A 26,467-nucleotide genomic window follows, 5' to 3' on the forward strand; every position below is an offset into this window, starting at 1 on the left:
CGCACTACCCGGACCGGACGTGCTCAACCAGGTCGGGTGTAACCGCCCCGCACCGGGGTAGCCGGGGCGGCATGGAGCTGGTCGAGGAGTCGCCGTACCGGTTCCGGATCGACCGGCACGATCCGATGCGGGTTCCAGGCGTGGTCTTCGCCTCCCGGTCGCTGTTGCCGGACGCCGGGGCCGACAAGTCGCTGGATCAGGTGGCGAACGTGGCCACCCTGCCCGGCATCGTCGGCGCCTCGTACGCCATGCCGGACGTGCACTGGGGTTACGGCTTCCCGATCGGCGGGGTCGCGGCCACCGACATCGAGGACGGCGGGGTGGTCTCGCCCGGCGGGGTCGGCTTCGACATCTCCTGCGGGGTGCGGCTGCTCACCGCCGAGCTCGACCGCGCCGAGCTGCGGCCCCGGCTGGACGCGCTGATGGACGGCCTCGGCGAGGCGACGCCGCGCGGCATGGGCAAGGGCGCGGTGTGGCACCTGACCGACCGCGCGGAACTCGACGCGGTGCTGCGCGGGGGCTCCCGCTACGCCGTCGAGCGCGGGTTCGGCGGCCAGCACGACCTGGACCGGTGCGAGGACTACGGCGCGGTCGACGACGCGAACCCGGCACAGGTGAGCGAGCGGGCGGTGGAGCGCGGCGCGCGCCAGGTCGGCAGCCTCGGCTCCGGCAACCACTTCCTTGAGGTGCAGGTCGTCGAGGACGTCTACGACGAGGCCGTGGCCAGCGCGTTCGGGCTGCGCGCCGGCCAGGTCTGCGTCATGATCCACTGCGGGTCGCGGGGGCTGGGCCACCAGATCTGCACCGACTACGTCCACGAGATGGAGAAGGCGATGCGCGGGTACGGCATCCACGTGCCCGACCGGCAGCTCGCCTGCGCCCCCGTCTCGTCCCACGAGGGGCGGGCCTACCTCGGCGCGATGGCCGCCGCGGCCAACTACGCCCGGGCCAACCGGCAGCTGCTCCACCACGCGGCCCGACAGGTCTTCCAACAGGTCACCGGCGGCGACCTGAACCTGGTGTACGACATTTCGCACAACCTCGCCAAGATCGAGACGCACCAGGTGGACGGCGCGGCGCGCCAGCTCTGCGTGCACCGCAAGGGCGCCACGCGGGCGCTGCCGCCCGGCCACGCCGACCTGCCGGATGACCTGCGCGAGGTCGGCCAGCCGGTGCTCATCCCCGGCTCGATGGGGACCGGCTCGTACGTCCTCACCGGCGTCCCCGGCGCGCCGGCGTGGGCCTCCACCTGCCACGGCGCCGGCCGGGTGCAGAGCCGCAAGCAGGCGACGAAGGCGGAACGCGGGCACGACCCACGGCGCGAGCTGGAGGCGCAGGACATCGCGGTGCGCGGGGCGTCCCGGCGGGGGCTGGCCGAGGAGATGCCGGCCGCGTACAAGGACATCACCGCCGTGGTGGCGGCGGCCGAGGGCGCCGGGCTGTGCCGGCGGGTGGCGCGGCTCGTCCCCATCGGCGTGGTGAAGGGCTGAGGCGGCTCACACGTCCAGGGTCACCGCGCCGGACCAGCCTTCCTGGCCGCGGCCGAAGCGCAGCTCGTGCAGCGACACCGCCTTGGGCACCGCGCCGACCAGCTCCACCGCGTCGGAGCCGGTGGTGTGCCACCGCACCAGCAGGCCGCCGTCGTTGGCCGCCCGCACCTCGGTCGCGAGCGGCACGTCACCCTCCGTCTCCAGCCGGAAGATCACCTCATTGAGGACGCCCACCAGCAGGTCCGGGTCGTCGCCCGACGGGACCTGGAACTCCACCGTGGCCTCGGGGGTCGCGCCGGTGGTATCGACGAAGGTGTCGACCAGCGCGGTGACCGCCTCCGCCACGCACCCCTCCCGGTCCGGTGCCCACGCCTCGATCCGGACGTCGGCGGTGTGCGGCACCATGCGGTGCCCCCGCGGCGGTCGTCGGTCCATCCCCCGATCATGCCGGCCCGCCACGGTAGGTCACGGTGAATTGTCGGAGCCGGCGGCTAGGTTGCGGACATGATCGCAGACGACGCCGACGCCGTGACCGTCATCTTCCGCAGCATGATGCGGGCCGTCCTGCGCAGCGAGAAGGTCGGTGCGGACACCCTCGGCCGCACCGTCGGGCTCGCGCGGCGGTGGGGCACCGGGGACGCCGCCGACGCCCAGCTGGCGGTGGCCCTGCGGGAGCTGCATGGCGACCCGGTCGACACCGCCGACCCACGTCAGGTCGCCGACGAGGGGACGGCGATCCTCGCGGACGAGGGCCTCCTTCCCGAGCCGGACGCGCGGGGCGCGGCGACGGCCCGCTTCGCCGCGAACGCGCGCCGGCTGCGGGCCGGGGAGCTCAGCCCGGCCGAGTTCGAGGAGCTCACCGGCGGCGACGCGGGCCCGACCCGCCAGGATCCGCAGCGGCGGCCGGGCGACTGACGGGCACCCCGGGCCGGGCGACGACGGTAGGTTCCGACGGGTGCGGATCACCAAGTTCACCCACGCCTGCGTCCGGATCGAGCACGACGGCCGGGTCCTCGTGATCGACCCGGGTACCTGGAGCGAGCCCTCCGCCCTCGTCGGCGCGGACGCGGTGCTGGTCACCCACGAGCACACCGACCACGTCGACGTGCTGCGGCTCGCCGGCCTCGGGGTGCCGGTCTTCGCGCCCCGGGAGGCACGGCTGCCGGCGGTGGCTCCGCTGCCGGTCACCCGGGTCGGAGCCGGCGACCGGTTCACCGCCGCCGGCTTCGCCGTCACCGCGGTCGGCGGTCGGCACGCCACCATCCACGACGGGGAGCCGGACTGCGCCAACCTCGGCTACCTGGTCGAGGAGGCGCTCTACCACCCGGGGGACTCGCTGCACCCGCCCGGTCGACCGGTCGACACGCTGCTGGTGCCGGCCCAGGCGTCCTGGCTGAAGCTCACCGAGGCGATCGACTTCGCCGGGGCGGTCGACGCGCGCCGGGTCGTCCCGATCCACGACGCCCAGCTCAACGAGCGGGGCCTGGCCAGCGTGAACGGCTGGTTCGGCGAGACCCTGGGCGACCGCTACCGCTACCTCGCTCCGGGCGAGACCGCCTGATCCGCCACCGCGCCCGTGCCGGCGGGGGTGGCGGCGCGGCCGTCCGGTGTCCCGGCCCGCTCGGCACCGGCCCCCCACGCCGGCCGGTCGCCGGGCGGGACTCCGCCCGGCGACCGGGGTTCCCGGTAGGCTGCCGTGGCCGTGGCACCGGCCGGGTTCAGAGCTCCGCCGGCAGGCCGAACGCGGGGAACAGCGCGTGGCCGAAGGTGGTGATCTCGACGATTCGCCCGTCCCGCACCCGCAGCACGTCCAGCTTGAACGCCCGGAACACCTGGTCGCCGGGGCGCCGGAGGTAGCTCGCGGCGGCCGGCAGCCGGTTGGCGTACGTCGGCAGCAGCCGCCAGTCGCCCTCCCGCTCCGGCCCGAAGGCCCGCTCGAGCAGCGGCGCGATGGCCGCGACCCCGTCGAAGCACATCGGCGCCGGCGGCATGGTGATCCGGAGGTCCGGCGCGGCGGCGGCGAGCGCGGCGGTGGCGTCGCAGCGTTCGTGGGCGTCGATGAACCTGGCCAGCAGCTCCCGTTCCCGCTCGTCGGCCGGGTTGGCCGCCCAGTCGGCCCGCCGGGCCGGCAGGTGGGACTGCAGGCTGGCCCGGGCCCGCTGCAGGGCGCTGTTCGCCGCCGCCACGCTGGTCTCCAGCAGCTCCGCCGTCTCCGCCGCCGACCAGCCGAGCACGTCGCGGACCAGGAAGGCGGCCCGCTGCCGGGCCGGCAGCACCTGCATGGCGGCGAGGAACGCCAGCTCGATGGTCTCCCGGGTCACCGCCACCGCGTCCGGCTGCTCGTCGCCCGGCGCGACCCGGTCCAGCAGCCGGTCCGGGTACGGCTGCAACCACGGCACCTCCGCGTACGACCGCACGGCGCGTGGCTGCCGGCCGGTGCGGCGTAGCAGGTCCAGGCAGACGTTGGTGGCGATCCGGTAGAGCCAGGCCCGGGCCTGCGCCCCGTCGAAGCCGTCCCGCCCCCGCCACGCCCGCAGGTACGTCTCCTGGACGGCGTCCTCGGCGTCGTCGAAGGAGGCGAGCATCCGGTAGCAGTGCACGTGCAACTCGCGCCGATGGCGTTCGGTGAGCGCGGCGAAGTCGGGGTCGGCCGGCGCGGGGCGCAGGTCGGCGGTCACGCTGCCACCGCCCCGGCCCGGCCGACCTCCTGGATCAGCCACTCGTTGCCGTCCGGGTCACGCAGCGACAGGAAGGAGCCGTAGTCCCGTCGCTCCGGGTCGGGCCCGGAGGTCTGCACGCCGCCCGCTGCGAAGTGGAAGACCTCGCTGGGCTTCGCGCCCCGCTCCACCAGCTCCGCCCACGCCGCGTCGATGTCCGGGACGACCAGGTGCAGGCCGCTCACCGAGCCCGCGGCGTCCGGCTTGCGCATCAGCGCGATCGAGCAGGCAGAGCCGGGCGGGGTGAGCTGCACGACGCGGAAGTCCTCGCCGGCGGAGTGGTCCACGTCCAGCCGGAACCCGGTCTGGTCCAGGTAGAACGCCTTGGCCCGGTCCACGTCCGAGACGGGCACCACGACGAGTTCGAGCTTCCAGTCCATGATCGGCCTCCCTGGCCTTCGGTGACGGCTGTCGTGACGTACAACGTCGGGTCGGTCGGGGACTCATCGGTGTTCCGATGAGAATGTCACCTCGCCGCCCGCTGACGGGTCGTACCGGGTGCAGCGACCGACACGGGAGGGGACGATGTGGACCCGCAGGAACAGATCAGACAGGTGTACGCCACCTCGGCGGCCCGCCTGGTGGCCCAGGTGTACGCGATGACGGGCGACTACGCCGAGGCGCAGGACGTCGTGCAGGAGGCGTTCGTCCGGGCCCTGGCGCGACCCGGCCAGCTGCGCCAGGTGGAGAACCCGGAGGCCTGGCTGCGGACGGTGGCGCTGAACGTCGCCCGGTCCCGGTTCCGCCGCCGGTCGATCCTGCACCGCATCGCCCGGTCCGGTCGCCTGCACCTCGCCGAGCAGAGCGCACCGGCCCTGTCACCGGACCACGTCGCCCTGGTGGCGGCCCTGCAGAAGCTGCCCCGGCAGGCCCGGGAGACCGTCGTGCTGCACCACCTCGCGGACCTGCCGGTGACCGAGGTGGCCGCCGCGATGGGCTGCTCGGTGGAGGCGGTCAAGACCCGCCTCGTCCGGGCCCGCCGCGCCCTGGCCGGGCACCTCGCCGAGACCGAGCCGGCCGGCCCGGTCCACACCCTCGTCGAGCGGGAGGCCCGCCATGCCTGACCTGGACTTCGCCGGATTCGACGCCGCGGTCCAGGCCGCGTTCAAGCCGCACTTCGAGCAGGTGTGGGCCCGCGCCCGACGCCGACGGCGCACCCGGATCGCGGCGGTGGTCGTCGCGGCGGCGGTGGTCGCCACCGGGTCGGGGATCGCGGTCGCCGCCCGGCCGGCGGGGGAGCGGTCCCCGGCGCCGGCCTTCGGACCGGACCGCACCCCGGAGTTCATGCCCGGGCCGCAGCCCACGCCGACGCCCGGGGTGGGCCGGCAGGTCTCCACCGGCCGCCCGGCCGCCGGCGACCTGGACCACCTCTACCTGCGTTACAAGGAGTGCCGGACCGGTTGCCCCGTCCGGTTCGCGGCGACCGACGACCGTGGTCGAACCTGGCGCACCGGCGGGCTGCCGGTGCCGGACGACGCCATGGTGGACCTGCGGGCGGTGGGCCCGCGCACCCTGGCGGCCTGGTACTTCTCCCGGTCCGCGCCGGACAGGCGGTCCGCCTGGACCACCAGCACGGACGGTGGGACGACCTGGCGGCAGGTGACCGTCCGGCGGGTGGCGGCGCTGCCGGCGGGTTGGCGGGTGCTGGACCAGGTGCCCGGGCCGGACGTCGAGCCGCTGCTCGCGGTCGACCCGACCACCGGCGAGATCGCCCAGCTGACGAAGCGGTCCACGCTGCTGAACGCCGCGTACGTCGCCGGTCTGCCGGACGCGGCCGGTCTCTGGGTCAGCGGCTGGACCGGCTCGAGAGACGGCAAGGGCGGCCCGACGGTCTGGACCGGCAGCGCTGTCGAGGTCAGCCGGGACGGCGGCCGCAGCTGGCAGCGGCACGAGTTCCCCGACCACCTCACCGCCACCGACGACGTCGGCGCGGCGGCGATCGCCACGTACGACGGCCGCACCGTCTACGCGGTCGGCCGGGTGACCGGGCGGCTGGTGATCTGGCGCAGCGCCGACGGCGGCGGCACCTGGCAGCGCGCCGCCGGCACCGCCGATGTCGGCGACCGCACTCTCCGGGCGGCCGTCCGCCCCGACGGGGTCCTGCTGATCCAGGCCGGCATCTCGGCGGCGGAGAAGCCGGTGATGCTCGCCAGCGCCGACGGTGGCCGCTCGGTCCGCCCCACCACCCTCGGGCCGGGCGCGGACGCCCGCCCGGTGCCCGGCGGGTACGTGCAGACCGGATGGCCGGACAGCAAGGGCGCCTGGCTCTCCGCCGACGGCCGCACCTGGTCCTGGGTGGCCCCGCCCGAGCTGTGAGCACCCCGGCTGCTCCCGGCGCCCGACAGCGCCGGGAGCAGCCGCCGCGCCGCGAACCTGGGCGTCGTCGCCGGCTCAGCCGACCGGGAGCTCGAAGACCGGTGCGGTGGCGCTGAGCACGGCCGTCCGGGCCGGCGCCGACCAGACCTCGGCCAGCGCGGACTCCAGCTCCGCCAGCATCCGGGGCACGTCGACCCCGGCCGAGGTGTGCATCGCCTCCACGATGATCAGCACCTCGCCGGTGGCGGCCCCGACCGCCGACCGGCCGCTCTGCCGGTGCGTCCAGCGCCGGGAGTGCGCCCGCCCGGCCGAGTCGGCGAAGATCACCTCGCCCGGCTCCGGGCGCTCCTCCTCGCCGGCCAGGGTCAGGTAGCGCTCCTCGCCCGTGGCGTGCCGGACCGCCAGGTCGCCGGAGATCCGGGCGACGTCGAGCACCGCCACCGGCACGGCGTACCCGAGCGAGACGGCGTTGCCGAGGTCCACCAGCGGGTGCAGCCGGGGCAGCGAACCTTCCCGCCGGTAGCGGCGCAGCAGCGACTCGGCCGCGCAGCGGTAGCGGGTCGGCGGCAGCCCCATCGTGGCGAAGGCCCGCCGCCAAGCCCGGATCTCCGGGAAGCCGCTCTCCGGGCCGTCGGCCAGCCGGGCCCGTGCCGTCTCGACGAACGGCGCCAGCCGCGCGTCGACGTCCACGTCGGGGGTGATCCCGGTGGCGTGCAGGACGCCGCAGGTCAGCTCCGGGAAGGTCGACCAGATCTCGGGGGAGTGCCGGAAACGCACGGGGGGCTCCTATCGGGCGGTGAGGACGAGGCTGACGCCGAGGGCGAGGAAGCTGCCGGCGAAGCCGCGGCGCAGCAGCGCGGTGAGCCGGGGCCGGGCCAGCACCCGGTGCCGTACCGTGCCGGCCAGCAGCCCGTAGCCGGTGAAGACCAGCAGGGTGACCAGCATGAACACCGCCCCGTGGGCGAGCATCCGCGGCGCGGCGGCGGGCGCGTCCGGGGGCACGAACTGGGGCAGGAACGCCACGAAGAAGACGGTCACCTTGGGGTTGAGCAGGTTCATCAGCACCCCGTCGCGGACCAGCCGGGCCGTCCGGGTCGGGACCGGCTCGCCGTCGATCGGCAGCGGGCCCCGCTCGCGCAGCGTGGACCAGCCCATCCAGAGCAGGTACGCCACGCCCAGCCAGGTCACCACGCGGAACACCGGGGTGCTGGCGTGCAGCAGCGCGGCGAGGCCGCTGACCGCCGCCGCCACGTGCGGCACCAGGCTGAGCGTGCAGGCGAGCGCGGCGACAAGGCCGGCCCGGCGGCCGCCAGAGAGCCCGGCGGAGAGGGTGTAGACCACCCCGGTGCCCGGGGTGGCGGCCACGACCAGCGTGGTCAGGAGGAAGGTGCTGTTCACCGGTCCACCCTGCGACCACAATGGTCCGGTGGACAGAGCCAAACCAGCGGATGTCGAGCGGTCCATAACGGCGGGCTCGGACTTCCTCCAGCTCGACGTCGGCCAGGCGCCCCCCGGTGGGCTCGCGGACTGGCTCGCCGCCCGGCTGCGCGCGGCGATCGCCGATGGCCGGCTGCCGGTCGGCGCCCGGCTGCCGGCCAGCCGGGTGTTCGCCGCCGAGCTGGGCGTCTCCCGGGGCGTGGTGACCGAGGCGTACCAGCGGTTGACCGAGGACGGGCACGTCGTGGGGCGGGGCCGGGCCGGCACCGTGGTCGTGGCCACCCCGGGAGCGGTGCCCGCCCCCGCACCGGCGCCCCCGGCGCCGACCGAAGTCTTCGCCGATCAGCCCGGGACCGACGTCTTCGACGCGCTCCGGACCGCCCCGGCGGAGATCGACCTGACGCCTGGCGTACCGGATCTGGCGGCCTTTCCCCGCGCGGCCTGGCTGCGCGCGGAGCGGTCGGTGCTGCACCGCCTCACCCCGGCGGCGTTCGGCTACGGCGACCCGACCGGTACGCCCGCGCTGCGCCTCGCCGTCGCCACCTGGCTGGCCCGCAGCCGGGGCATCCGGGTCGACCCGGCGGCGGTGGTGATCGTCGCCGGCGTGTCCCAGGCGCTCGGCCTGCTCGCCCAGGTGCTGCACGACGACGGCATCCACACGGTGGCGGTCGAGGACCCCGGCTCCCTCGGGGTACGCCAGCACCTGCGCAACTGGCGGCTGGACACCCCGCCGGTCGCCGTCGACGCGCACGGGCTGCGGGTCGACGACCTGGCCGCCAGCGGCGCCCCGGCGGTGCTGCTCACCCCGGCGCACCAGTTCCCGACCGGGGTGGTGCTCGACGGCGAGCGGCGGCGCACGCTGATCCGCTGGGCGGAGCGGGGCGGCCTGATCATCGAGGACGACTACGACGCCGAACACCGCTACGACCGCCCGCCGGTGCCGGCCCTGCGGGGCATGCTCCCGGAGCGGGTCTGCTACACCGGCAGCGTCTCCAAGCTGCTCGCCCCGGCGCTGCGGACCGGCTGGGTGCTGGTGCCGCCCCGGTACCACGCGGCGCTGGTGGCCGCCAAGCGGATGGCCGACCTCGGCAACGCGGCGCTGCCCCAGCTGGTACTGGCCGAGCTGATGGACTCCGGCGAGCTGGAACGTCACCTGCGGCTGCTGCGGCGCCGGCACGTGCGGCGGCGGGACGCGATGATCCGGGCGATCGGGCGGCACCTGCCCGGCGCGGTGGTGCACGGCGCCGCCGCCGGCCTGCACCTGTCGGTCACCCTCGGCCCGGAGGTGTCCGACGTGCACCTCGCCGCCGCGGCCCTGCGCCGGGGCGTCAAGGTGCAGCCGCTCTCCTGGCACGGCCAGCGACCGCAGCCCCCCGGCCTGGTCCTCGGCTACGCCGCCAACGCCCCCGGCGACCTCGAGCGGGGGGTCGCGACCCTCGGCGCCGCCCTGCGCGAGCTGCGCTGAGATCGCGGCGGGCACGCCCGCGCCGCCGGCCGGTCAGCCCACGACGGGTACGGGCTGCGCCGGCGCGTAGAGGGCGGCGAGCGCGGCGGCCGTGTCTGCGAGGCGGGCGCGCAGCTCGGCGGGGGAGAGCACCTCCACCTCGGCGCCGAGCCGGAGGAGGTCGCCGTGGGCGTGGGTGAGCGACTCGATCGGCACCACCGCCCGCACCCAGCCGGCGTCGTCCGGGGGGCCGGCGCTCCGGTCGACGGCGGCGACCACCGCGTCGCTGCCGACCTCCCGCAGCCGGTCCCGCCCGCGCGGGGAGAGCCGGATGGCCGCCTCGTCGCGGTGCAGCCGGGCCCGGAACTCCACCACGTGCGCCCGCCACCAGGCCGGCAGGTCGAAGTCGGTGGGCCGGTCGAAGGGCTCGTCCAGGATGGTCAGCTCGAGGATCTGGTTCACCCGGTAGGTGGCCGGCTCGGCGCGCTCCGGCCGGGCGGCCACCACGTACCAGCGGCCGCCCTTGAGCACCAGGCCGTACGGCTCCAGGACCCGAATCACCTCGCCCTGCCAGCTCCGGTAGCGGACCCGGATCCGCTGCTGCCGCCAGACCGCGTCGGCGGTGGTGGCCAGGTGCGGCGAGGGGTCGCCGTCGGAGTACCAGCCGGGGGTGTCCAGGTGGAACCGCTGCTGGAGCTGGGCGGCCCGGTCGGCCAGCGGCGGCGGCAGCGCGGCCCGCAGCTTGAGCTGGAGGGTGGCGACGACCGACTCGTAGCCCAGCTCGGCGGCCGGCCCGGGCAGCCCGGCGAAGAGCAGCCGCTCCGCCTCCTCGGCGGTGAGCCCGGTCAGCCGGGTCCGCCAGCCGTCGACCAGCCGGTAGCCGCCGGCGTGCCCGGCCTCGCCGTAGAGCGGGATCCCGCTGGCGTGCAGCGACTCGACGTCCCGGTAGATGGTCCGGACGGAGACCTCTAGCCGCTGCGCCAGCTCGGCGGCGGTGAGCCGGCCGTGGGTCTGGAGCAGCAGCAGGATCGACAGGAGGCGACTGGCCCGCATCCACTGACAGTAGCTGTCAGGGAAGGGGTAATACCGTCCCGGCATGGCTTTTCGCGACAAGGAGTTGACCGTGCCGGGGACCGTCGAGGTCGCCGGCCGGCACGTCAAGCGTTACCACATCGACCAGCCCGACCGCCGGCTCGAACCGGAGGTGGTGGAGGCCGGGTACGCCTTCCTGCCCCGGCTGCTCCCCGAGCCCGACGGCGGCACCCCGCCGGCGAGCTGGGTGGTGCTGCACCGGGGTGCGGACAGCGGCGCCTACCTGCTGGCGTACAGCTGGTTCTGGGACAATGTGGTGGAGTGCCGGATCGCCGTCGCCGGCCAGCCCGCCCTGGACTGCCCGGACGACGACCCGGCGCACTTCGTGCCGATGCCCCGCCCCGGCGTGGGCTGCGTCTGGGAGCTGGGGGTGCTGGAGCACGAGCGCACGGCCTGGGTCCGCCACATGCTCGCCCCGGACCGGCCCGACCTGGCCGGCTACCTTGCCGACACCCGCGCCGAGGGGCCGGTGGGCTTCTGATGGGCGACTTCGACTTCCTGGTCGGGGCCTGGGACGTGACCAACCGGCGGCTGAAGCAGCGGCACGTCGGCAGCGACGAGTGGGACGAGTTCCCGGCCACCTCGGTGGCGCACCGGTTCTTCGACGGCGCCGGCAGCTTCGACGAGATGCGCTGTCCCACCCGGGGCTTCTCCGGCTCGACCGTGCGGATCCTCGACCCGGCGACCGGGCTCTGGTCGATCTACTGGATGCACAGCCGGCGGGGAATCCTGGAGCTGCCGCCGGTGGTCGGCCGGTTCGTCGACGGGGTGGGCACCTTCTTCGCAGACGACACCGACGAGGGGCGGGCGGTCCGCTGCCGGTTCATCTGGTCCCGGACCACGCCCACCTCGTGCCGCTGGGAGCAGGCGTTCTCCACCGACGGCGAGCGCACCTGGGAGACGAACTGGATCATGGACTTCACCCGGGCGTCGACCGGCTGAGCCGGCTCAGGCCCGCGGCGGGGTCGTGGTGCGGTAGATCGCGGTCAGCCACACGTCGAGCAGGACGTCCACCACGTCCCGCTCGGCCACGGCCGGGCCGTCGCAGGCGAAGGTGGCGTACCAGACGCGCTCGTTCATCGAGTTCAGCGCGATGGCGAGGTCCCGGGCGGGCAGCCCGTCCGGGGCCGCGCCGCGCCGGCGTTCCCCCTCGATGGCGGTCTCGACCGCGTGCACCCAGCGTTCCAGCACGGCGGCCCAGAGCTGGCGCACCTCGGCGTTGGTGCCGCGCACCTGAGCGCAGGCCAGCACCACCGCGCGGTGGCTGCCGAAGGTGGCGTGGAACCGACCGATCAGCTCCCGCCAGCGGGCCCGGGGGTCCTCGGCGAGTCGGTCCAGCACGTCGCCCGCGGCCGCATCGGCCTCCTCGATGACCCGGTCGAGCAGGGTGAGCAGCACCGCGTCCTTGGACCGGAAGTAGAAGTAGAAGGTGGGCCGGGAGATCCCGGCCCCCTTCGCCAGGTCGTCGATGGAGATGTCGCCGAAGGCACGCTGCGTCAGCAGCCGTTCGGCGGTGGCGAGGATGGCCAGCTCCCGGTCGTCGCCCGTCGAGCGGCCCGGTCGCCGGCCGCGCGTCGGCGCGGTTCCGGTGGGCGTACGGGCGGCGGTCATGACGGCTGATGGTACACCCGCTCGACACTGTGTCGACTCGATTCGACAGGGTGTTGACTGGCGTCGACGGCGGTGGATAGTGTCCGGTCCACTGCCCCGCGAACGGAGATGTCATGGCCTCCGACCACGTCGACGTCCTCATCGTCGGTGCCGGGCTCTCCGGCATCGGCGCCGCCGTGCACCTGCGGCGCAACTGTCCGGAGAAGACCTACGCGGTGCTCGAGGCCCGCGGGGCCATCGGCGGGACCTGGGACCTGTTCCGCTACCCCGGCATCCGCTCGGACTCCGACATGTACACCCTCGGCTACTCCTTCAAGCCGTGGACGAACCCGAAGGCGATCGCCGACGGCGACTCGATCCGCGCGTACGTCCGGGACACCGCCCGCGAGTACGGCGTCGAGCAGCACATCCGCTTCCACCACCGGGTGGTCCGCGCCGAGTGGGACAGCGGCCAGGCCCGCTGGACCGTGCACGCCCGCCGCGACGACACCGGCGAGGAGACCGTGCTCACCTGCGCGTTCCTCTTCACCTGCTCCGGCTACTACCGCTACGACGAGGGCTACACCCCGCAGTTCCCCGGCGTCGACCGGTACGCCGGCCAGCTCGTGCACCCGCAGCACTGGCCCGAGGACCTGGACTACACCGGCAAGCGGGTGGTGGTCATCGGCAGCGGCGCGACCGCGGTCACCCTGGTGCCGGCGATGGCCGAGCGGGCCGGGCACGTCACCATGCTCCAGCGCTCACCGACGTACGTCATCTCGCTGCCCTCCCGCGACGTGCTGGCCGACGCGCTGCGGCGCTGGCTCCCCGCGAAGGCCGCGTATCCGGTGGTGCGGTGGAAGAACGTGCTGCTCGGGGTGGCCAACTTCCAGCTCAGCCGGCGCGCCCCCGGCGTCGTCAGGAAGCTGCTGCGCCGCGCCGCCAAGGGCCGGCTGCCGGTCGGCTACGACATCGACCGGCACTTCTCACCCCGCTACAACCCCTGGGACCAGCGGCTCTGCGTCGTCCCCGACGGCGACCTCTTCCACGCGGTCAGGGCCGGGCGGGCGGCGGTGGTCACCGACACCATCGACACCTTCACCGAGCAGGGCATCCGGCTCACCTCCGGCGAGGAGCTGCCCGCCGACGTCGTGGTCACCGCCACCGGCCTCAACCTGCTCGCCTTCGGCGGGATGACCCTGGCGGTGGACGGGCGGGAGCTCGACCTCGCGCAGACCGTCGCGTACAAGGGCATGATGCTCTCCGGCGTGCCGAACTTCGCCATGACGATCGGCTACACCAACGCCTCCTGGACGCTCAAGGCCGACCTGGTCGCCACGTACGTCTGCCGGCTGCTGCGCCACCTCGACGCCACCGGCCAGCAGATCGTCACCCCGGTCGCCCCCGCCTCCGGCGAGCTGGAGCCGATCATCGACCTGAAGTCCGGGTACGTGCTGCGCGCGGTCGACCAGCTGCCCAAGCAGGGCGCGACGGCGCCCTGGCGGCTGCACCAGAACTACCCCCGCGACGTGCTGCTGATGCGGCACGGCCGGCTCACCGACGAGGGCGTCCGCTTCTCCCGCGCCGGCGCCCCGCCCGACGACTCCCCGACCAACGCTGCCGTGCGCGGGGCGGGCACGCCCGCCGACACCCCCGTCGCCTGACCGAGAGGAGCACTCCATGCGTGACTTCGTCTTCCCCGGCGGCACCGCGGTGGTCACCGGGGCGGCCAGCGGCATCGGCGAGGCGCTGGCGCACGCCCTGGCCCGGCGCGGCGCCGACCTCGTCCTGCTCGACCGGGACGCCGAGCGGCTCGACGCGGTGGTCACCGCGATCCGCGCCGCCCACCCCGACCGGCGGATCGACACTCACCTGGTCGACCTCGCCGACGCCGACGCGACCGACCGGGTGGCCACGGCGATCCGCCGGGCGCACCCCCGGATCCGGCTGCTGGTCAACAACGCCGGCGTCGCGCTGGGCGGCCGGTTCGACCAGGTCACGCTCGACGAGTTCCTCTGGGTCGTCGACATCAACTTCCGGGCCGTGGTCCGGCTGACCCACACGCTGCTGCCCGCGCTCAAGGCCGAGCCGGGCGCCCACCTGGTCAACGTCTCCAGCCTCTTCGGACTGATCGCGCCCGCCGGGCAGGCCGCCTATTCGGCCAGCAAATTCGCCGTCCGCGGCTTCACCGAGGCGCTGCGGCACGAGCTGGTCGACGACGGCGTCGGGGTCACCTCCGTGCACCCCGGCGGCATCCGGACCCGGATCGCGCAGAGCGCTCGGGTCGGCAGCGGCGTCTCCCGGGAGGAGTACGAGGCCGGCCGCAGACAGTTCGAGAAGCTGCTCTCCATCGACCCGGCGAAGGCCGCCGAGGTGATCCTGCGCGGGGTGGAGCGCCGCCGTGGGCGGGTGCTGATCGGCTGGTCGGCGAAGCTGCCCGACCTGCTGGCCCGGCTCGCCCCCGCCTCCTACCACCGGGTCCTGGTCACCGGCCTCAACCGGGGCGCGGGCGGCCCCGCGGCCAGGTCGACGTCCCGGCTGGAGCCCGCCCCGGCGGCGGAGCCGGTGCCCGCGCCCCGGCCGGCGGTCGACCCGCTGACGCCCGAGGCCACCCCCGGGCGGCCGGCGTGACAGTCTCCCTCCCGCCGGCCGACGAGCTGACGGTGGCCGGGCGGCGGATCCGCTGCCGGATCTCCGGCAGCGGCCCCGCCGTGGTGCTGCTGCACGGCATCGGGCGCACCCTCGACGACTTCACCGGCCAGCACGAGCTGCTCGCCACCGACCACCGGGTGGTCAGCGTCGACCTGCCCGGCCACGGCGGCTCCGCGCCGCTGGACGCCCCGCACACCCTGCCGGCGCTCGCCGCCGCCGTCGCGGAGTTCCTCGACGCGGCCGGGGTCGACCGGCCGGCGCACCTGGTCGGCAACTCCCTCGGCGGGGCGGTGGCGATGCGGCTCGCCGCCGACGAGCCGTCCCGGGCGGCCAGCCTGGCGCTGGTCAACAGCGCCGGGTTCGGCCGGGAGGTGACCGTCGCGCTGCGGCTGCTCGCCCTGCGCCCGCTCGGCCGGCTGCTGCTGCGGCGCCCCCACCCGGCCGTCGCCCGCCGCACCGAGCTGGCGATCTTCCGCGACCCGGCGTACGCCACCGAGGAGCGGGTGGCGGCCGCGCTCGCGGTGGCCCGCCAGCCGCACGCCGCCCGGGTGATGCTGGAGCTGGTCCGCAGCCTCGGCACCTGGCGGGGGGTCCGACCACAGTGGCGCGCCGAGCTGCTCGACGCGGTCGCCGCGCTGGACGTCCCCACGCTGGTGGTCTGGGGCGACCGGGACCTGATCCTCCCCGCCACCCACCTGACCGCCGCCCGGTCCCGGCTGCCCCGGGCACGGACGCACCTGTTCGCCGACACCGGGCACATGCCGCAGATCGAGCGGGCCGAGGAGTTCCACGCGCTGCTCCGCGACTTCTGGGCGGACGCCGACCTGGCCTGACCCCGCCAGGGCGGGGTGCTGCCCCGCTTCTCCTCCTGGCCGGGTCAGGCGGTGCGGTCGGCCGCCCCGTGGTGCCGCAGCACGAGCGTCACCACCACCAGGACGAACAGCAGGCCGGCGAGCACCGGAACCGGCGCCGGCAGCCACGGCGTGACCAGGGCCAGCACGGCCGCCACCGGGAACAGCACCAGGCCGAGACCCCGCTTCCAGCGCAGGTGCAGGGCCCAGAGGGCGAGCAGGTAGACCGCGACGGGCACCGCCACGGTGTACCCGGCGGTCCGGCCGGAGACGTGGGCGACGTGCAGGTCCTGGTCGACCGCGACGGCGAGGCCGGCGCCCACCGCGGCGATCGCGGCGAAGATCAGGTAGTGGCCGTACCCCCAGAACAGGGAGCCCCGCAGGGAGCCGGGTGGCAGCTGGCCCGGCCGGTCGAAGTAGAGCCACCAGAGCGCGAAGACGATCACCGCACCGGCCGCGGCGAGCCACCACAGCCTCGGATTCCCGGCGTCCACTCCACTCTGGATCGCCACCGAGATGGCGAGGATCGCCTCACCGAGCACGATCAGGGTGAACAGCTGATACCGCTCGGCGATGTGGTGCGGATGCCAGCTGGTCTTCCCGAGCCGCTCGGCCACCACCGGGACCAGCACGTCGGCGAGGGCCAGTACCAGGAACGCCGGCTGGCCCCAGCCGTCCGGCAGGGCGAGCCGCAGCAGCCAGCCGAGCTGCACGACGAGGACGCCGGCCGCGTAGGTCGTCGCGGTGGCCCGTCGGTCCGGGTTGCCGGCGGCCGCGCGCAGCCAGTTGACGATCGTGGCGAGCCGCATCACCACGTAGCCGTAGGTGATGGTGGTGAAGTCCGCGTCGGTGAATGCCCGTGGCACGCCGGCGGCGAGGATCAGTGCCCCGGCGATCTGCACCAGGGTGGTGATCCGGTAGACGTCGTCGTCGGTGTCGTAGGCCGAGGCGAACCAGGTGAAGTTCATCCAGGCCCACCAGATCGCGAAGAAGACCGTCAGGTAGCTGGTGACCGCGTGCCCGAGGTGGTTCTCCGACAGGTCGTGGTGCAGGCTGCCGGAGGCCTGGGCCACCGCCACCACGAAGCAGAGGTCGAAGAAGAGCTCGAGCGGGGTGGCGACCCGGTGCTCCTCGTCGGGCCGGCGGCCCCGCATCGGCCGGTACCAGGAGCGGACGTGCGTGGTGCTGGTGGTCACGAGAGTGCTCCTCGCCGCAGGCCCGCCGATTGCGCCCACACGATAACCGGGCCGACGGCCCCGATCGCGGAACCGGTCAGCGCCGCGGCGGCGCGCCGACGTCGGTCCGGGGCAGCGCGAGCAGTTTTCGCCTCCAGCCGTTCCGGCAGCGGGCGCCGGTGCCGCAGCGCCGAGCCCAGCTCCCGGGCCGATTCGGCCAGCCCGGCGCAATTCCCGGGTCCGATCAGGTGCGGGAGACGCCCGGGCGGGGAAGACGGCCGGCGTGGCCGAGGTGACCCTGCTGCTCGCCGGCGACGTGATGACCGGTCGCGGCGTCGACCAGATCCTGCCCCGGCCGGGCCCGCCCGCGTTGCGGGAGGCGGCGGTCACCGACGCCCGTCGCTACGTCGAGCTGGCCGAGTCCGTCGCCGGACCGGTTCCGCGCCCGGCCCCGCCGCAGTGGCCGTGGGGTGCGGCGCTGGGCCTCCTCGACGACCTGCGTCCGGACGTGCGGATCGTCAACCTGGAGACGGCGGTGACCGGGCGCGGCGAGTACGCCCCGGGCAAGGGCATCCACTACCGGATGCACCCGGACAACCTCGCCTGCCTCACCGCGGCCCGGCTCGACGTCTGCGCGCTGGCCAACAACCACGTCCTCGACTTCGGCGCGGAGGGGCTCACCGACACCCTGGACGGCCTGCGCCGGGCCGGCATCACGCCGGTCGGCGCGGGCCGGGACGAGGACGAGGCCTGGCGGCCCGCGCGGGTGCCGCTCGACGGCGACCGGCGGCTGCTGGTCTGGTCGGTGAGCGCCCCGTCCAGCGGCGTCCCGCCGCAGTGGGCGGCGACCGGCGGGCGACCCGGCGTGGCGTACCTGCCCGAGGTCTCCGAGGCGACGGCCGAGGCGCTCGCCGACCGGATCGGCCGGGAGGCGGGGCCGGGGGACCTGGTGGTGGTCTCCGTGCACTGGGGGACGAACTGGGGCTACCAGGTGCCGGACGAGCACGTCCGGTTCGCGCACCGCCTCCTGGAGTCCGGCGTGCACCTGGTCCACGGGCACTCGTCGCACCACCCCCGCCCGGTCGAGCGGTACCGGGACCGGCTCGTCCTCTACGGCTGCGGCGACCTGATCGACGACTACGAGGGGATCGGCGGGGAGGAGTCGTACCGGCCGGAGCTGCGGCTGCTGCACCTGGCCACGCTGGACGCCGACACCGGGGAGCTGCGCCGGTTGCGGCTCGCCCCGGTGCGGATGCGACGCATGCGCCTGGAGCCGGCCGGGCCGGCGGAGGCCCGCTGGCTGGCGGAGCTGCTGGACGGGCTGGGCGCACCGTACCGGACCCGGTTCGTCCTCGGTGACGACGGCCTCATCACGCTGCGACCCGACTGACGCGGCGGCACGTGGCGTGGGCCACCTTCGCGGGCCCGGCGGAACCACCAGGCCGGACTGGGACGCACCATAGATACATGACGCATCCCACCGCCTCGCCGCGCGCGACCGCGCCGTCCGCCGCCGAGCGGGCCTACCGGCATCTGAAGCGCGCGATCCTGGAGCAGGTGTACCCGGGTGGCTCGCTGATCAGCGAGGGCGAGATCGCCGAGGCGGCCGGGGTCTCCCGCACCCCGGTCCGGGAGGCGCTGCTCCGCCTGGAGGCGGAGGGGCTGGTCGCCCTCTACCCCAAGCGCGGCGCGCTGATCCGGCCGGTCTCCGCCCGCGAGATCGCCGACGTCATCGAGGCCCGCCGGTTGGTCGAGCTGCACGCCGCCGAGCGGGTGTGGCCGCGCCGCGCCGAGCTGAAGGCCGACCTGGCCCGCTGGCTCACCGAGATGCGTCGGGCGCACGCCGCCGGCGACGTGACCGCGCTGATGGCCGCCGACCGGGCCTTCCACGCCACCGTTGTCGAGGCCGCCGGCAACGAGATCCTCGCCGAGCTGTACCACCGGCTGCGCGACCGGCAGCTGCGCATGGGCGAGGCCAGCTTCCGGCTCTCGCCCGGCTGGGCGGAGGTGGCCCTCACCGAGCACGCCGGCCAGCTCGCCGCCCTCGACGGCGAGGACCCGAAGGCCTGGCTCGACGCCGTACGCGCGCACATCGACAACGCCGCGACCGTGCTGCGGACCCTGCGGTGAGCGCCGCCGTCGCGCGCCGCCCCGCCGTCCTGGTCTACGCCGTCGCGCTCACCGCGTACGTGGCCGCGGTCTTCCACCGCAGCTCGCTCGGCGTGACCGGGGTGGACGCGGCCGAGCGCTTCCACATCAACGCGTCGGCGCTGGCCACCTTCTCCGTCGCCCAGCTCGCCGTGTACGCGGCCATGCAGGTCCCCGTCGGGGTGCTGCTCGACCGGTTCGGCTCCCGCCGCCTGCTGCTCACCGGCGGGGCGCTGATGGTGGCCGGGCAGCTCTGCTTCGCCGTCGCCACCGACGTCCGGCTCGCCGTCGCCGCCCGGGTCCTGGTCGGCCTCGGCGACGCGATGACCTTCATCAGCGTGCTGCGGATCGTCGCGTTCTGGTTCCCCGGGCGGCGCAACCCGCTGCTGGTGCAGCTCACCGGCACCGTCGGGCAGCTCGGCGCGGTCCTCGGCGCCGTACCCCTGGTGGCGCTGCTGCACCACGCCAGCTGGACCCCCGCCTTCCTCACCGCCGCCGCGCTCGGCACCACCGTGCTGCTGCTGGTGCTCGTGGCGGTACGGGACACCCCGCACGCCGGACTCGCCGCCGCCGTCGCCCCGGACCTGGCCACCGTGCGCCGGCGGCTCGCCGCGGCCTGGGCCCAGCCCGGCACCCGCCTCGGCCTCTGGACCCACTTCGTCACCCAGTTCTCCGGCTCGGTCTTCGCGCTGCTCTGGGGCTACCCGTTCCTGGTGCAGGGCCAGGGCCTCTCACCCACCGCCGCCGCCTCCCTGCTCACCCTGATGACCGTCGCGACCCTGGCCTGCGGTCCGGTCGTCGCGCACCTGTGCGCCCGGCACCCGTTCCGCCGCTCGGTGGTGGTCTTCGCCATCACCGCGGCCACCGCCGGCGTCTGGGCCGTGGTGCTCGCGTGGCCGGGACGCGCGCCGCACTGGCTGCTGGTGACCCTGGTGGTCGTCCTGGCGGTGAACGGACCCGGCTCGGTCATCGGCTTCGACTACGCGCGCACGTCCAACCCGGTGCACCGCATCGGCAGCGCCACCGGGATCGTCAACGTGGGCGGCTTCGTCGCCTCGATCGCCCTGGTGCTCGCCGTCGGCGTGGTCCTCGACCTGGCCACCCCGGCCGGGCGGTCCACCCCGCCGCTGGACGCGTTCCGCTGGGCCTTCGCCGTGCAGTACCTGCTCTGGGGCTTCGGTGCGGTGCAGGTGCTGCGCTACCGCAACGCCGCCCGCCGTCGGTACGCGGCGGACCGGGTCGCTGTTCCGGTCCCGGCGGCCGCCTGACCCCTGGCCACCGGGCCGGCGGCCCGGTCAGCTGCGGAGGCGTCGGTGGGTGAGCGAGTCCAGCACCAGGGTCAGCCCCGCGCCGACCAGCCAGACGTCCTTCGCGATGGGGACGCCCGCCTGCGTGGGCTTCAGGCTGCGCGGCTCCCGCAGCCCCGGCGTCTTCAGGTAGAGCTGCATCAGCCCGGCCCCGAACGCGGTCAGCCCCAGCCCGACCAGGAACGACGGTGCGAACGGAGTGAGCAGCGCGGCACCCAGGGCGATCTCGCTCCTGGACAGCAGCTTGGCGAACCGGGCAGGGTCCAGCTGCCGGAGCTGCGGGACCGCCCCCACGGCCATGCCGTGCATCGCCTCGGCGGCCTGGCCCTCCAGGCTGCGCTTGCTGAGCCCGGAATTCAGGAAAAACGCGCCGATGCTGACCCGCAGCGGCGCATGCGTCAGCTTCATGACCACTCCCGTCGGTGCCGAGAACCGTGCCCCGGCCTACCCGGTACGGGCGGTGCTAACCCGCCGAACGGCGCTGGGCCGACGGCGGCGCCCGGCGGTAGGTTCGCGGGGGAGCGTGATCGCAGTCGCAGGCAGGAGGGCACCGTGAGCCAGGAAGTCCGGGGAGTCGTGTCGCGGCGCAAGGGCGAGCCGGTGGAGGTCACCACGATCGTGGTGCCCGACCCGGGGCCGGGTGAGGCGGTCGTCCGCGTCCAGTCCTGCGGGGTCTGCCACACCGACCTGCACTACCGCGAGGGCGGCATCAACGACGAGTACCCGTTCCTGCTGGGTCACGAGGCCGCCGGCATCGTCGAGCAGGTAGGGGAGGGGGTCACCGGGGTGGCGCCCGGCGACTTCGTGGTGCTCAACTGGCGCGCCGTCTGCGGGGTGTGCCGGGCCTGCCGGCGGGGCCGCCCCTGGTACTGCTTCAACACCCACAACGCCGCCCGGAAAATGACCCTGACCGACGGCACCGAGCTGTCGCCGGCGTTGGGCATCGGCGCCTTCGCCGAGAAGACCCTCGTGCACGCCGGGCAGTGCACCAAGGTCGACCCGGCGGCCCGGCCGGCCGCCGTGGGGCTGCTCGGCTGCGGGGTGATGGCGGGTCTCGGCGCGGCGATGAACACCGGCCAGGTCACCCGGGGCGACTCGGTCGCGGTGATCGGCTGCGGCGGCGTCGGGGACGCCGCGGTCGCCGGCGCCGCCCTCGCCGGGGCGACCACGATCGTCGCGGTGGACACCGACTCCCGCAAGCTCGACTGGGCGCGCAAGTTCGGCGCCACGCACACCGTCAACGCCTCCGACGACGACCCGGTCGAGGCGATCCGCGCGGCCACCGGCGGCTTCGGCGCCGACGTGGTGATCGACGCGGTCGGCCGCCCGGAGACCTGGAAGCAGGCCTTCTACGCCCGCGACCTGGCCGGCACGGTGGTGCTGGTCGGCGTGCCCACCCCCGAGATGAAGGTGGAGCTGCCGCTGCTGGACGTCTTCGGCCGGGGCGGCGCCCTCAAGTCCAGCTGGTACGGCGACTGCCTGCCCAGCCGGGACTTCCCGCTGCTCACCGAGCTCTACCTGCAGGGCCGCCTGGACCTGGACGCCTTCGTCACCGAGGAGATCGCCCTGGACCAGGTCGAGGAGGCGTTCACCCGGATGCACCACGGCGACGTGCTCCGCTCGGTGGTGGTCTTCCCGTGACCGTCCGCGTCGATCACACCGTCACCTCCGGCACCTTCTCCCTCGACGGGCAGACCTTCGACGTCGACAACAACGTCTGGGTGGTCGGCGACGACGCCGACTGCGTCGTCGTCGACGCGCCGCATGACGTGGCGGCCGTCCTGCGCGTCGTCGGCGACCGCCGGGTGGTCGTCGTCCTGGCCACCCACGCCCACGACGACCACGTACGCGTGGCGCCGGAGCTGGCCCGGGCCACCGGCGCGCCGGTGCTGCTACACCCGGCGGACCGGGTGCTCTGGGACCTGGTCCACCCGGACACGCCGCCCGACGGCGAGCTGGCCGACGGCGCGACCGTCGAGGTGGCCGGCACCGCCCTGCGGGTGTTGCACACCCCCGGCCACAGCCCCGGCGCGTGCAGCTTCCACGCCCCCGAACTCGGCGTGGTCTTCACCGGCGACACCCTCTTCGCCGGCGGGCCGGGCGCCACCGGCCGCTCCTACAGCGACTTCGGCACCATCATCGAGTCGATCCGGACCCGGCTGCTCTCCCTGCCACCGGAGACCGTCGTGCACACCGGCCACGGCGACAGCACCATGATCGGCGCCGAGGCGCCCCACCTGGAGGAGTGGCTGGCCCGGGGCCACTGATCGCTCACCGCCGCGACCGCGCCGCCGGTCCTTGCCGGCAGCAGGGGCGGCCGGGGGAGGGTCAGCGTTCGCCGTCGAGGACCGGCTTGACGTCCAGCACCGGGGTGCCGTGCAGCGCTTCCAGGTCCGCGACCCGGACCCGCAGCCCGTCCACGTCGAGGACCCGGACCCGGTGCAGGCCGATCGGGTTCGGCCGGTGCGGCGAGCGGGTGCTGAAGACGCCGGTCTCCGGGCGGGAGCGGTCCCCGCGCGGATGCACCGCCAGCACGTCCCGCCGGGCCCGGTCCAGCCAGGTCAGCACCAGCAGGTCGGCGCCGGCACGCAGGTCGCGCAGCGCCGGGGCGACGCGCTCGTCGAAGACCAGCCAGGCCTCCGGCGCCCCCTCGTCGCCCTGCTTCGGGGCCAGGGCCGGGTCGGTCAGCGGCGACTCCACCCGGCCGACCGGGTGCAGCGCGTACCCGTCGTCGTTCACGCCGTGGCCTCCTCCCGCAGCATGTGCAGCCGGACGGTGGTGCCGGCGGCGGTGGTGTGCACCAGGACCAGGTCGCAGAGGGCGTGCACGATGACCAGGCCCCGACCGCCGATGCCGTCGAGCGCCGGGGCCAGCCGGCCGGCGAGCGGGTCGGCCAGCCAGCCGTCGTCGTGGATCTCGCAGACCAGGTGCGTACCGGTCAGCCACACCTGGAGGGTGCCGGTGCCGCCGGCGTGCGCGACGCTGTTGGTGGCCAACTCGGTCACCGCGATCTGCAGGTCGGCGATCCGGTCGGCGTCCAGGCCGGCGCCCGTCGCGTGGTCGGCGACGACCCGGCGTACCCGCGGCAACGTCTCCAGGTCGTACCGGAGGGCGGCGACCTCCTCGGCCGGGACGGGCAGCGCCTTGTTGTGCCGGGCGACCACGTCTGCCGGGGCGTAGCCCGCGCTGCGCCGCCGCCCGGCGCGGTCGACCAGCACGGGGTGGGTGCAGCGGGCCTCCGCGAGCATCCCCGGGTCGAGCCGGCCCGCGTCGTACGGGCACAGCACGGTGACCTCGCGACCGGCGAGCGCCCAGTTGATCGACGCCTCGTGCTGCGCGCAGGCCGGGTACTCCTGGTCGGTGCGGCCCGCCCAGATCGGCTCGCCGATGATCCGCACTCGCCGACCGGCGTGCTTGTCGGTGAAGGCCTGGAGCACCCAGGGGATGATCCGTCCCGGGTTGCGGCCGGCCTCGGTCATGTCGGCGTACCGGACGGCGTCCCCGGTCGGCCCGACCGCGGCGCGGATCAGCGCCAGCTGGGCCCCGGGCGTCGCCACCAGCACCGGCTCGCCGGCGGCGAGCCCGTCCTGGACGAACGGCACCGTCGTCTCCAGCAGGCTGGCGGCGTCGGTGTAGAAGAGCCCCTCGTGGATGAGTCCGCCCGCCGTTGGCCCGGTCTGCGCGCTCATTCCGGCCGCACCGCAGGTTCGCTCTCCCGGACCAGTCCGAGCAGTCGGCTCAGCCCCGGGCGGCACCCCACCAGCCGGACGCCCGCCGCCGCGGCCCGGTCGGCCCGGACGAGGGCGGTGGCGGTGCGTACGTCGGCGAAGCTCAGCCCGGAGACGTCGAGCACCGCGGGCCGGCTCTGCGCGGCCGGCCCGGTCACGGCCGCGAGCACGGCGGCGAACGCCTCCTGGTTGCTGCGGTCCACCTGCCCCTCCAGCCGCAGCCCCGGCGGGTCGGCCATCCGGTACGCCCGCAGCAGCGGGGTCCAGGCCCGATCGGTGTGCGGCCCGACGGTCCCCGGATGTGCGGCGGCCACCGCGTGCAGCCGCTCCGGCGGGAAGAGCCGCCGATCGTAGAGGCACATCCCGGCCACCCGCCGGTCGAGGAACACCCGGTTGACCTGTGCCTCGTACCGGGACAGGTCGTGCTGCGTGGTGCCGGTCCGGACGGTCCAGCCCATGTCTCCGGCCAACCGGAGCCCGGGGTAGCCCTCCCGATGGGCGCGGTCGATCTCGCCGACGAGGGTTTCGATCATCGACTCGGTGGCCAGTCGACCGCCCGACAGCAGGCCCACGTAGCTCTCCACCGCGGGCACGATGCGCAGCTGGCCGACGGCGACCGCCGTCTCGGTCGGCACCCCCGCGTCCTCCAGGTGCGCCCGCAGCGTCCGGGGCGTGAAGGTGTCGGTGAAGCAGATGACCTTGTGGCCGAGGCGGAGTCCGGTGGCGGTGAAGCGCGTGACGGCGTCGAGCGCGTCACGCTTGTCGTCGTGCGCCCAGCAGACGTGGTCCCCGAGGTGGACCCGGTCGACCACGGCGGTAGCAGTCACTGTCATCGCCTTCCGGTCCGCGCGGCCCCACTGTAGCGCCGGCTCCGGTATCGGCCTAACGGGCCACTGTCGGGCCACCTTCTTGCCGGACGGGGGTGCGCCCGGCTACCCTGCGGAGGGACCCGGATGCCGGCGGACGACGCCGCCCGGAGTGCCACTCATCCCGCTCCGCCCGGTCCAGCACCGTCCCGGAGCTTCGATTCGCCTCCCGCGTCACCGTGACGCGCCTGTTCTCCGTGACGCGGCTCTCGCCGTGATCCGGCTTCGTCGCCGCTGTTGCCGCGCCCCGGCCGAACGCCGGTCGCCGCCGGGGTCGATCACGGCGATGCGCGCCTTCCCGGCCCAGCTCACCCAGGACGGCACCGACCGCCGGTCGAGCCCGCGGCCGCGGCGCCCTCTCACCGCACTGTCCGCCGGTGACGGCGCGGCCCTCCGGCCGGGCGCCGCGCCCGCCAACCCCTGACCCGGCATTCGCCCGGTCCGCCGCCCGCTTCCCGCCGCCGGACATCAGTCACCGGCGGGGCGGCCACCTCATCAGAAAGGCACCAGATGACCACCGAATCCACCGCCCTGACCCCGGTCAGCGGCATCGTCGACACCGACGACGACCACGCCTACGTCCGGGCCCACGGCTACCTGCCGTCCCCCGACGACATCCACATCTCCCTGTCCCAGCTCAGGAGGTACGGCCTGCGCCGCGGCGACCTGGTCACCGGGGCCGTACGCGCCGACGAGCCGCGCCGGGGCCGGCACGCCGCGCTGGCGCGGCTGGACACCATCAACGGGATGGAGCCGGAGGAGGCGCGGCGGCGGCCGGAGTTCTACAAGCTGACCCCGCTGTACCCGCAGGAGCGGCTGCGGCTCGAGACCGAGCCGCACATCCTGACCACCCGGGTGATCGACCTTGTCATGCCGATCGGCAAGGGCCAGCGGGCGCTGATCGTCTCGCCGCCGAAGGCGGGTAAGACGATGGTGCTGCAGGCGATCGCGAACGCGATCACCCGCAACAACCCGGAGTGCCACCTGATGGTGGTGCTGGTCGACGAGCGGCCGGAAGAGGTCACCGACATGTCTCGGTCGGTGAAGGGCGAGGTCATCGCGGCCACGTTCGACCGTCCGCCGCAGGACCACACCACGGTGGCGGAGCTGGCGATCGAGCGGGCGAAGCGCCTGGTCGAGCTGGGGCACGACGTTGTCGTGCTGCTCGACTCACTGACCCGGCTGGGCCGCGCCTACAACCTCGCCGCCCGCTCGGGCGGCCGTACGCTCTCCGGCGGCGTCGACGTGGCCGCGCTCAACCCGCCGAAGCGGCTGCTCGCCGCGGCCCGCAACGTGGAGGAGGGCGGCTCGCTGACCGTCGTCGCCTCGGCCCTGGTGGAGACCGGATCAGCGGCCGACACGCTGATCTACGAGGAGTTCAAGAGCACCGGCAACGCCGAGCTGCGGCTGGACCGGTCACTGGCCGACCGGCGTACCTTTCCGGCCGTCGACATCCGACCGTCCGGCACCCGCCGGGAGGAGCTGCTCGCTACCGGCGCCGAGTTGCACCGGTTGCGCGGCCTGCGTACGGCTCTGTCCGGGCTGGACCGGCACCAGGCCCTCGACCAGCTCCTCCGTCAGCTCGCCGGCACGCCGGACAACCACCGCTTCCTCGCCCGGCTGGACCCGCCGACCCGGGGCTAGTATCGGGTCG

The 26,467-nt window shown here is 75.0% G+C and carries 28 protein-coding genes and 1 pseudogene; 17 read left to right on the forward strand and 12 right to left on the reverse strand.

What is annotated here, in order from left to right:
* The first annotated feature begins 71 nt into the window (after positions 1–71).
* Entirely contained in the window at positions 72–1,490 is a 1,419-nt protein-coding gene (locus EV384_RS21160) for an RtcB family protein (RefSeq protein ID WP_130335892.1), read from the forward strand.
* 6 nt (positions 1,491–1,496) lie between these two features.
* Here EV384_RS21160 and EV384_RS21165 read toward each other — a convergent pair whose 3' ends face one another.
* Positions 1,497–1,925 carry an archease gene (locus EV384_RS21165; RefSeq protein ID WP_130335894.1) on the reverse strand — a complete coding sequence of 143 codons (429 nt, stop codon included), beginning with the start codon at positions 1,923–1,925 and terminating at the stop codon, positions 1,497–1,499.
* A 69-nt stretch (positions 1,926–1,994) separates the two neighbouring features.
* Between EV384_RS21165 and EV384_RS21170 the strand changes: the two genes are divergently transcribed.
* Both EV384_RS21170 and EV384_RS21175 read left to right on the forward strand, forming a co-directional pair.
* Complete coding sequence (locus EV384_RS21170; protein WP_130335896.1) at positions 1,995–2,405, forward strand: hypothetical protein; 411 nt, start codon at positions 1,995–1,997, stop codon at positions 2,403–2,405.
* Between the two features lie 40 nt (positions 2,406–2,445).
* The gene (locus EV384_RS21175; RefSeq protein WP_130335898.1) at positions 2,446–3,051 is read left to right on the forward strand and encodes an MBL fold metallo-hydrolase; all 606 of its coding nucleotides are present in this window, start codon (positions 2,446–2,448) and stop codon (positions 3,049–3,051) included.
* A gap of 157 nt (positions 3,052–3,208) precedes the next feature.
* Here EV384_RS21175 and EV384_RS21180 read toward each other — a convergent pair whose 3' ends face one another.
* Positions 3,209–4,168, reverse strand: coding sequence for an RNA polymerase subunit sigma-70 (locus tag EV384_RS21180; RefSeq protein WP_130335900.1), 960 nt, complete (start codon positions 4,166–4,168; stop codon positions 3,209–3,211).
* Positions 4,165–4,587, reverse strand: coding sequence for a VOC family protein (locus EV384_RS21185; protein ID WP_130335902.1), 423 nt, complete (start codon positions 4,585–4,587; stop codon positions 4,165–4,167). The genes EV384_RS21180 and EV384_RS21185 overlap by 4 nt, the downstream gene beginning before the upstream one ends.
* Before the next feature lie 147 nt (positions 4,588–4,734).
* Here EV384_RS21185 and EV384_RS21190 point away from each other — a divergent pair, with 147 nt between their 5' ends.
* Complete coding sequence (locus tag EV384_RS21190; RefSeq protein WP_130335904.1) at positions 4,735–5,271, forward strand: RNA polymerase sigma factor; 537 nt, start codon at positions 4,735–4,737, stop codon at positions 5,269–5,271.
* Positions 5,264–6,523 carry a WD40/YVTN/BNR-like repeat-containing protein gene (locus EV384_RS21195; protein ID WP_130335906.1) on the forward strand — a complete coding sequence of 420 codons (1,260 nt, stop codon included), beginning with the start codon at positions 5,264–5,266 and terminating at the stop codon, positions 6,521–6,523. The genes EV384_RS21190 and EV384_RS21195 overlap by 8 nt, the downstream gene beginning before the upstream one ends.
* A gap of 75 nt (positions 6,524–6,598) precedes the next feature.
* Here the strand turns inward: EV384_RS21195 and EV384_RS21200 are convergent, their stop codons facing one another.
* Together EV384_RS21200 and EV384_RS21205 are read right to left on the reverse strand one after the other, a co-directional pair.
* The gene (locus EV384_RS21200; RefSeq protein ID WP_130335908.1) at positions 6,599–7,300 is read right to left on the reverse strand and encodes a B3/B4 domain-containing protein; all 702 of its coding nucleotides are present in this window, start codon (positions 7,298–7,300) and stop codon (positions 6,599–6,601) included.
* 9 nt (positions 7,301–7,309) lie between these two features.
* Positions 7,310–7,921, reverse strand: a complete 612-nt coding sequence (locus EV384_RS21205) for a LysE family translocator (protein ID WP_130335910.1) — start codon at positions 7,919–7,921, stop codon at positions 7,310–7,312.
* Between the two features lie 28 nt (positions 7,922–7,949).
* Here EV384_RS21205 and pdxR point away from each other — a divergent pair, with 28 nt between their 5' ends.
* Positions 7,950–9,425, forward strand: a complete 1,476-nt coding sequence (gene pdxR, locus EV384_RS21210) for a MocR-like pyridoxine biosynthesis transcription factor PdxR (protein ID WP_165440006.1) — start codon at positions 7,950–7,952, stop codon at positions 9,423–9,425.
* A gap of 33 nt (positions 9,426–9,458) precedes the next feature.
* On the opposite strand, the gene EV384_RS21215 is transcribed toward pdxR, so the two are convergent.
* Positions 9,459–10,457: a helix-turn-helix transcriptional regulator gene (locus tag EV384_RS21215; protein WP_130335912.1), complete on the reverse strand. Its 999-nt coding sequence runs from the start codon at positions 10,455–10,457 to the stop codon at positions 9,459–9,461.
* 43 nt (positions 10,458–10,500) lie between these two features.
* Between EV384_RS21215 and EV384_RS21220 the strand changes: the two genes are divergently transcribed.
* Both EV384_RS21220 and EV384_RS21225 read left to right on the forward strand, forming a co-directional pair.
* Complete coding sequence (locus tag EV384_RS21220; RefSeq protein WP_130335915.1) at positions 10,501–10,977, forward strand: hypothetical protein; 477 nt, start codon at positions 10,501–10,503, stop codon at positions 10,975–10,977.
* Complete coding sequence (locus EV384_RS21225) at positions 10,977–11,438, forward strand: hypothetical protein (protein ID WP_130335917.1); 462 nt, start codon at positions 10,977–10,979, stop codon at positions 11,436–11,438. The genes EV384_RS21220 and EV384_RS21225 overlap by 1 nt, the downstream gene beginning before the upstream one ends.
* Before the next feature lie 6 nt (positions 11,439–11,444).
* On the opposite strand, the gene EV384_RS21230 is transcribed toward EV384_RS21225, so the two are convergent.
* Complete coding sequence (locus EV384_RS21230) at positions 11,445–12,107, reverse strand: TetR/AcrR family transcriptional regulator (RefSeq protein ID WP_130335919.1); 663 nt, start codon at positions 12,105–12,107, stop codon at positions 11,445–11,447.
* A gap of 113 nt (positions 12,108–12,220) precedes the next feature.
* Between EV384_RS21230 and EV384_RS21235 the strand changes: the two genes are divergently transcribed.
* From EV384_RS21235 to EV384_RS21245, 3 genes are read left to right on the forward strand one after another with little or no spacing between them, the layout of a single operon-like run.
* Positions 12,221–13,750 carry a flavin-containing monooxygenase gene (locus EV384_RS21235; protein WP_130335921.1) on the forward strand — a complete coding sequence of 510 codons (1,530 nt, stop codon included), beginning with the start codon at positions 12,221–12,223 and terminating at the stop codon, positions 13,748–13,750.
* A gap of 16 nt (positions 13,751–13,766) precedes the next feature.
* The gene (locus EV384_RS21240; RefSeq protein WP_130335923.1) at positions 13,767–14,717 is read left to right on the forward strand and encodes an SDR family NAD(P)-dependent oxidoreductase; all 951 of its coding nucleotides are present in this window, start codon (positions 13,767–13,769) and stop codon (positions 14,715–14,717) included.
* A complete protein-coding gene (locus EV384_RS21245; RefSeq protein ID WP_130335925.1) occupies positions 14,714–15,571 on the forward strand; it encodes an alpha/beta fold hydrolase in 858 nt (285 codons plus the stop codon). Before EV384_RS21240 ends, EV384_RS21245 begins: the two co-directional genes overlap by 4 nt.
* A 44-nt stretch (positions 15,572–15,615) precedes the next feature.
* Here EV384_RS21245 and EV384_RS21250 read toward each other — a convergent pair whose 3' ends face one another.
* Positions 15,616–16,785 carry a low temperature requirement protein A gene (locus EV384_RS21250; RefSeq protein ID WP_242624191.1) on the reverse strand — a complete coding sequence of 390 codons (1,170 nt, stop codon included), beginning with the start codon at positions 16,783–16,785 and terminating at the stop codon, positions 15,616–15,618.
* Between the two features lie 262 nt (positions 16,786–17,047).
* Between EV384_RS21250 and EV384_RS21255 the strand changes: the two genes are divergently transcribed.
* The 3 genes from EV384_RS21255 to EV384_RS21265 all read left to right on the forward strand — a co-directional run bounded on the left by EV384_RS21255 (position 17,048) and on the right by EV384_RS21265 (position 20,180).
* Entirely contained in the window at positions 17,048–18,154 is a 1,107-nt protein-coding gene (locus tag EV384_RS21255; protein ID WP_130335928.1) for a CapA family protein, read from the forward strand.
* 77 nt (positions 18,155–18,231) lie between these two features.
* On the forward strand, positions 18,232–18,894 hold the full coding sequence (locus EV384_RS21260) for a GntR family transcriptional regulator (RefSeq protein ID WP_130335930.1): 663 nt from the start codon (positions 18,232–18,234) through the stop codon (positions 18,892–18,894).
* Positions 18,891–20,180, forward strand: coding sequence for an MFS transporter (locus EV384_RS21265; protein WP_130335932.1), 1,290 nt, complete (start codon positions 18,891–18,893; stop codon positions 20,178–20,180). The genes EV384_RS21260 and EV384_RS21265 overlap by 4 nt, the downstream gene beginning before the upstream one ends.
* 27 nt (positions 20,181–20,207) lie before the next feature.
* On the opposite strand, the gene EV384_RS21270 is transcribed toward EV384_RS21265, so the two are convergent.
* Complete coding sequence (locus EV384_RS21270) at positions 20,208–20,627, reverse strand: hypothetical protein (RefSeq protein ID WP_130335934.1); 420 nt, start codon at positions 20,625–20,627, stop codon at positions 20,208–20,210.
* Positions 20,628–20,771: 144 nt separating this feature from the next.
* Between EV384_RS21270 and EV384_RS21275 the strand changes: the two genes are divergently transcribed.
* Positions 20,772–21,860: an S-(hydroxymethyl)mycothiol dehydrogenase gene (locus EV384_RS21275; RefSeq protein ID WP_130335936.1), complete on the forward strand. Its 1,089-nt coding sequence runs from the start codon at positions 20,772–20,774 to the stop codon at positions 21,858–21,860.
* On the forward strand, positions 21,857–22,486 hold the full coding sequence (locus EV384_RS21280; protein ID WP_130335938.1) for an MBL fold metallo-hydrolase: 630 nt from the start codon (positions 21,857–21,859) through the stop codon (positions 22,484–22,486). The genes EV384_RS21275 and EV384_RS21280 overlap by 4 nt, the downstream gene beginning before the upstream one ends.
* 61 nt (positions 22,487–22,547) lie before the next feature.
* On the opposite strand, the gene tsaA is transcribed toward EV384_RS21280, so the two are convergent.
* Genes tsaA through EV384_RS21295 form a run of 3 tightly spaced genes read right to left on the reverse strand, consistent with a single transcriptional unit; the run spans position 22,548 to position 24,774 of the window.
* Positions 22,548–22,958 (reverse strand): tRNA (N6-threonylcarbamoyladenosine(37)-N6)-methyltransferase TrmO, encoded by a 411-nt coding sequence (gene tsaA, locus EV384_RS21285; RefSeq protein ID WP_130335940.1) that lies wholly within the window; start codon positions 22,956–22,958, stop codon positions 22,548–22,550.
* Positions 22,955–23,908, reverse strand: coding sequence for a sensor histidine kinase (locus tag EV384_RS21290; protein ID WP_130335942.1), 954 nt, complete (start codon positions 23,906–23,908; stop codon positions 22,955–22,957). The genes tsaA and EV384_RS21290 overlap by 4 nt, the downstream gene beginning before the upstream one ends.
* Positions 23,905–24,774: an MEDS domain-containing protein gene (locus tag EV384_RS21295; protein ID WP_165440007.1), complete on the reverse strand. Its 870-nt coding sequence runs from the start codon at positions 24,772–24,774 to the stop codon at positions 23,905–23,907. Before EV384_RS21295 ends, EV384_RS21290 begins: the two co-directional genes overlap by 4 nt.
* A 438-nt stretch (positions 24,775–25,212) precedes the next feature.
* Between EV384_RS21295 and rho the strand changes: the two are divergent.
* Positions 25,213–26,457, forward strand: a pseudogene (gene rho / locus EV384_RS21300) (transcription termination factor Rho); the annotation flags it as partial.
* Positions 26,458–26,467: the final 10 nt, after the last annotated feature.

Origin of the sequence: Micromonospora kangleipakensis, assembly GCF_004217615.1 — a bacterium.
In the GTDB taxonomy this organism is placed as follows: domain Bacteria; phylum Actinomycetota; class Actinomycetes; order Mycobacteriales; family Micromonosporaceae; genus Micromonospora; species Micromonospora kangleipakensis.

What these genes read in the sequence shown, in the direction of transcription:
- EV384_RS21160 (WP_130335892.1), top strand. Translation starts at nt 72, where the DNA reads ATGGAGCTGGTCGAGGAGTCGCCGTACCGGTTCCGGATCGACCGGCAC.
- EV384_RS21165 (WP_130335894.1), bottom strand. Translation starts at nt 1,925, where the DNA reads ATGGACCGACGACCGCCGCGGGGGCACCGCATGGTGCCGCACACCGCC.
- EV384_RS21170 (WP_130335896.1), top strand. Translation starts at nt 1,995, where the DNA reads ATGATCGCAGACGACGCCGACGCCGTGACCGTCATCTTCCGCAGCATG.
- EV384_RS21185 (WP_130335902.1), bottom strand. Translation starts at nt 4,587, where the DNA reads ATGGACTGGAAGCTCGAACTCGTCGTGGTGCCCGTCTCGGACGTGGAC.
- EV384_RS21195 (WP_130335906.1), top strand. Translation starts at nt 5,264, where the DNA reads ATGCCTGACCTGGACTTCGCCGGATTCGACGCCGCGGTCCAGGCCGCG.
- EV384_RS21215 (WP_130335912.1), bottom strand. Translation starts at nt 10,457, where the DNA reads ATGCGGGCCAGTCGCCTCCTGTCGATCCTGCTGCTGCTCCAGACCCAC.
- EV384_RS21220 (WP_130335915.1), top strand. Translation starts at nt 10,501, where the DNA reads ATGGCTTTTCGCGACAAGGAGTTGACCGTGCCGGGGACCGTCGAGGTC.
- EV384_RS21225 (WP_130335917.1), top strand. Translation starts at nt 10,977, where the DNA reads ATGGGCGACTTCGACTTCCTGGTCGGGGCCTGGGACGTGACCAACCGG.
- EV384_RS21230 (WP_130335919.1), bottom strand. Translation starts at nt 12,107, where the DNA reads ATGACCGCCGCCCGTACGCCCACCGGAACCGCGCCGACGCGCGGCCGG.
- EV384_RS21235 (WP_130335921.1), top strand. Translation starts at nt 12,221, where the DNA reads ATGGCCTCCGACCACGTCGACGTCCTCATCGTCGGTGCCGGGCTCTCC.
- EV384_RS21240 (WP_130335923.1), top strand. Translation starts at nt 13,767, where the DNA reads ATGCGTGACTTCGTCTTCCCCGGCGGCACCGCGGTGGTCACCGGGGCG.
- EV384_RS21260 (WP_130335930.1), top strand. Translation starts at nt 18,232, where the DNA reads ATGACGCATCCCACCGCCTCGCCGCGCGCGACCGCGCCGTCCGCCGCC.
- EV384_RS21270 (WP_130335934.1), bottom strand. Translation starts at nt 20,627, where the DNA reads ATGAAGCTGACGCATGCGCCGCTGCGGGTCAGCATCGGCGCGTTTTTC.
- EV384_RS21290 (WP_130335942.1), bottom strand. Translation starts at nt 23,908, where the DNA reads ATGAGCGCGCAGACCGGGCCAACGGCGGGCGGACTCATCCACGAGGGG.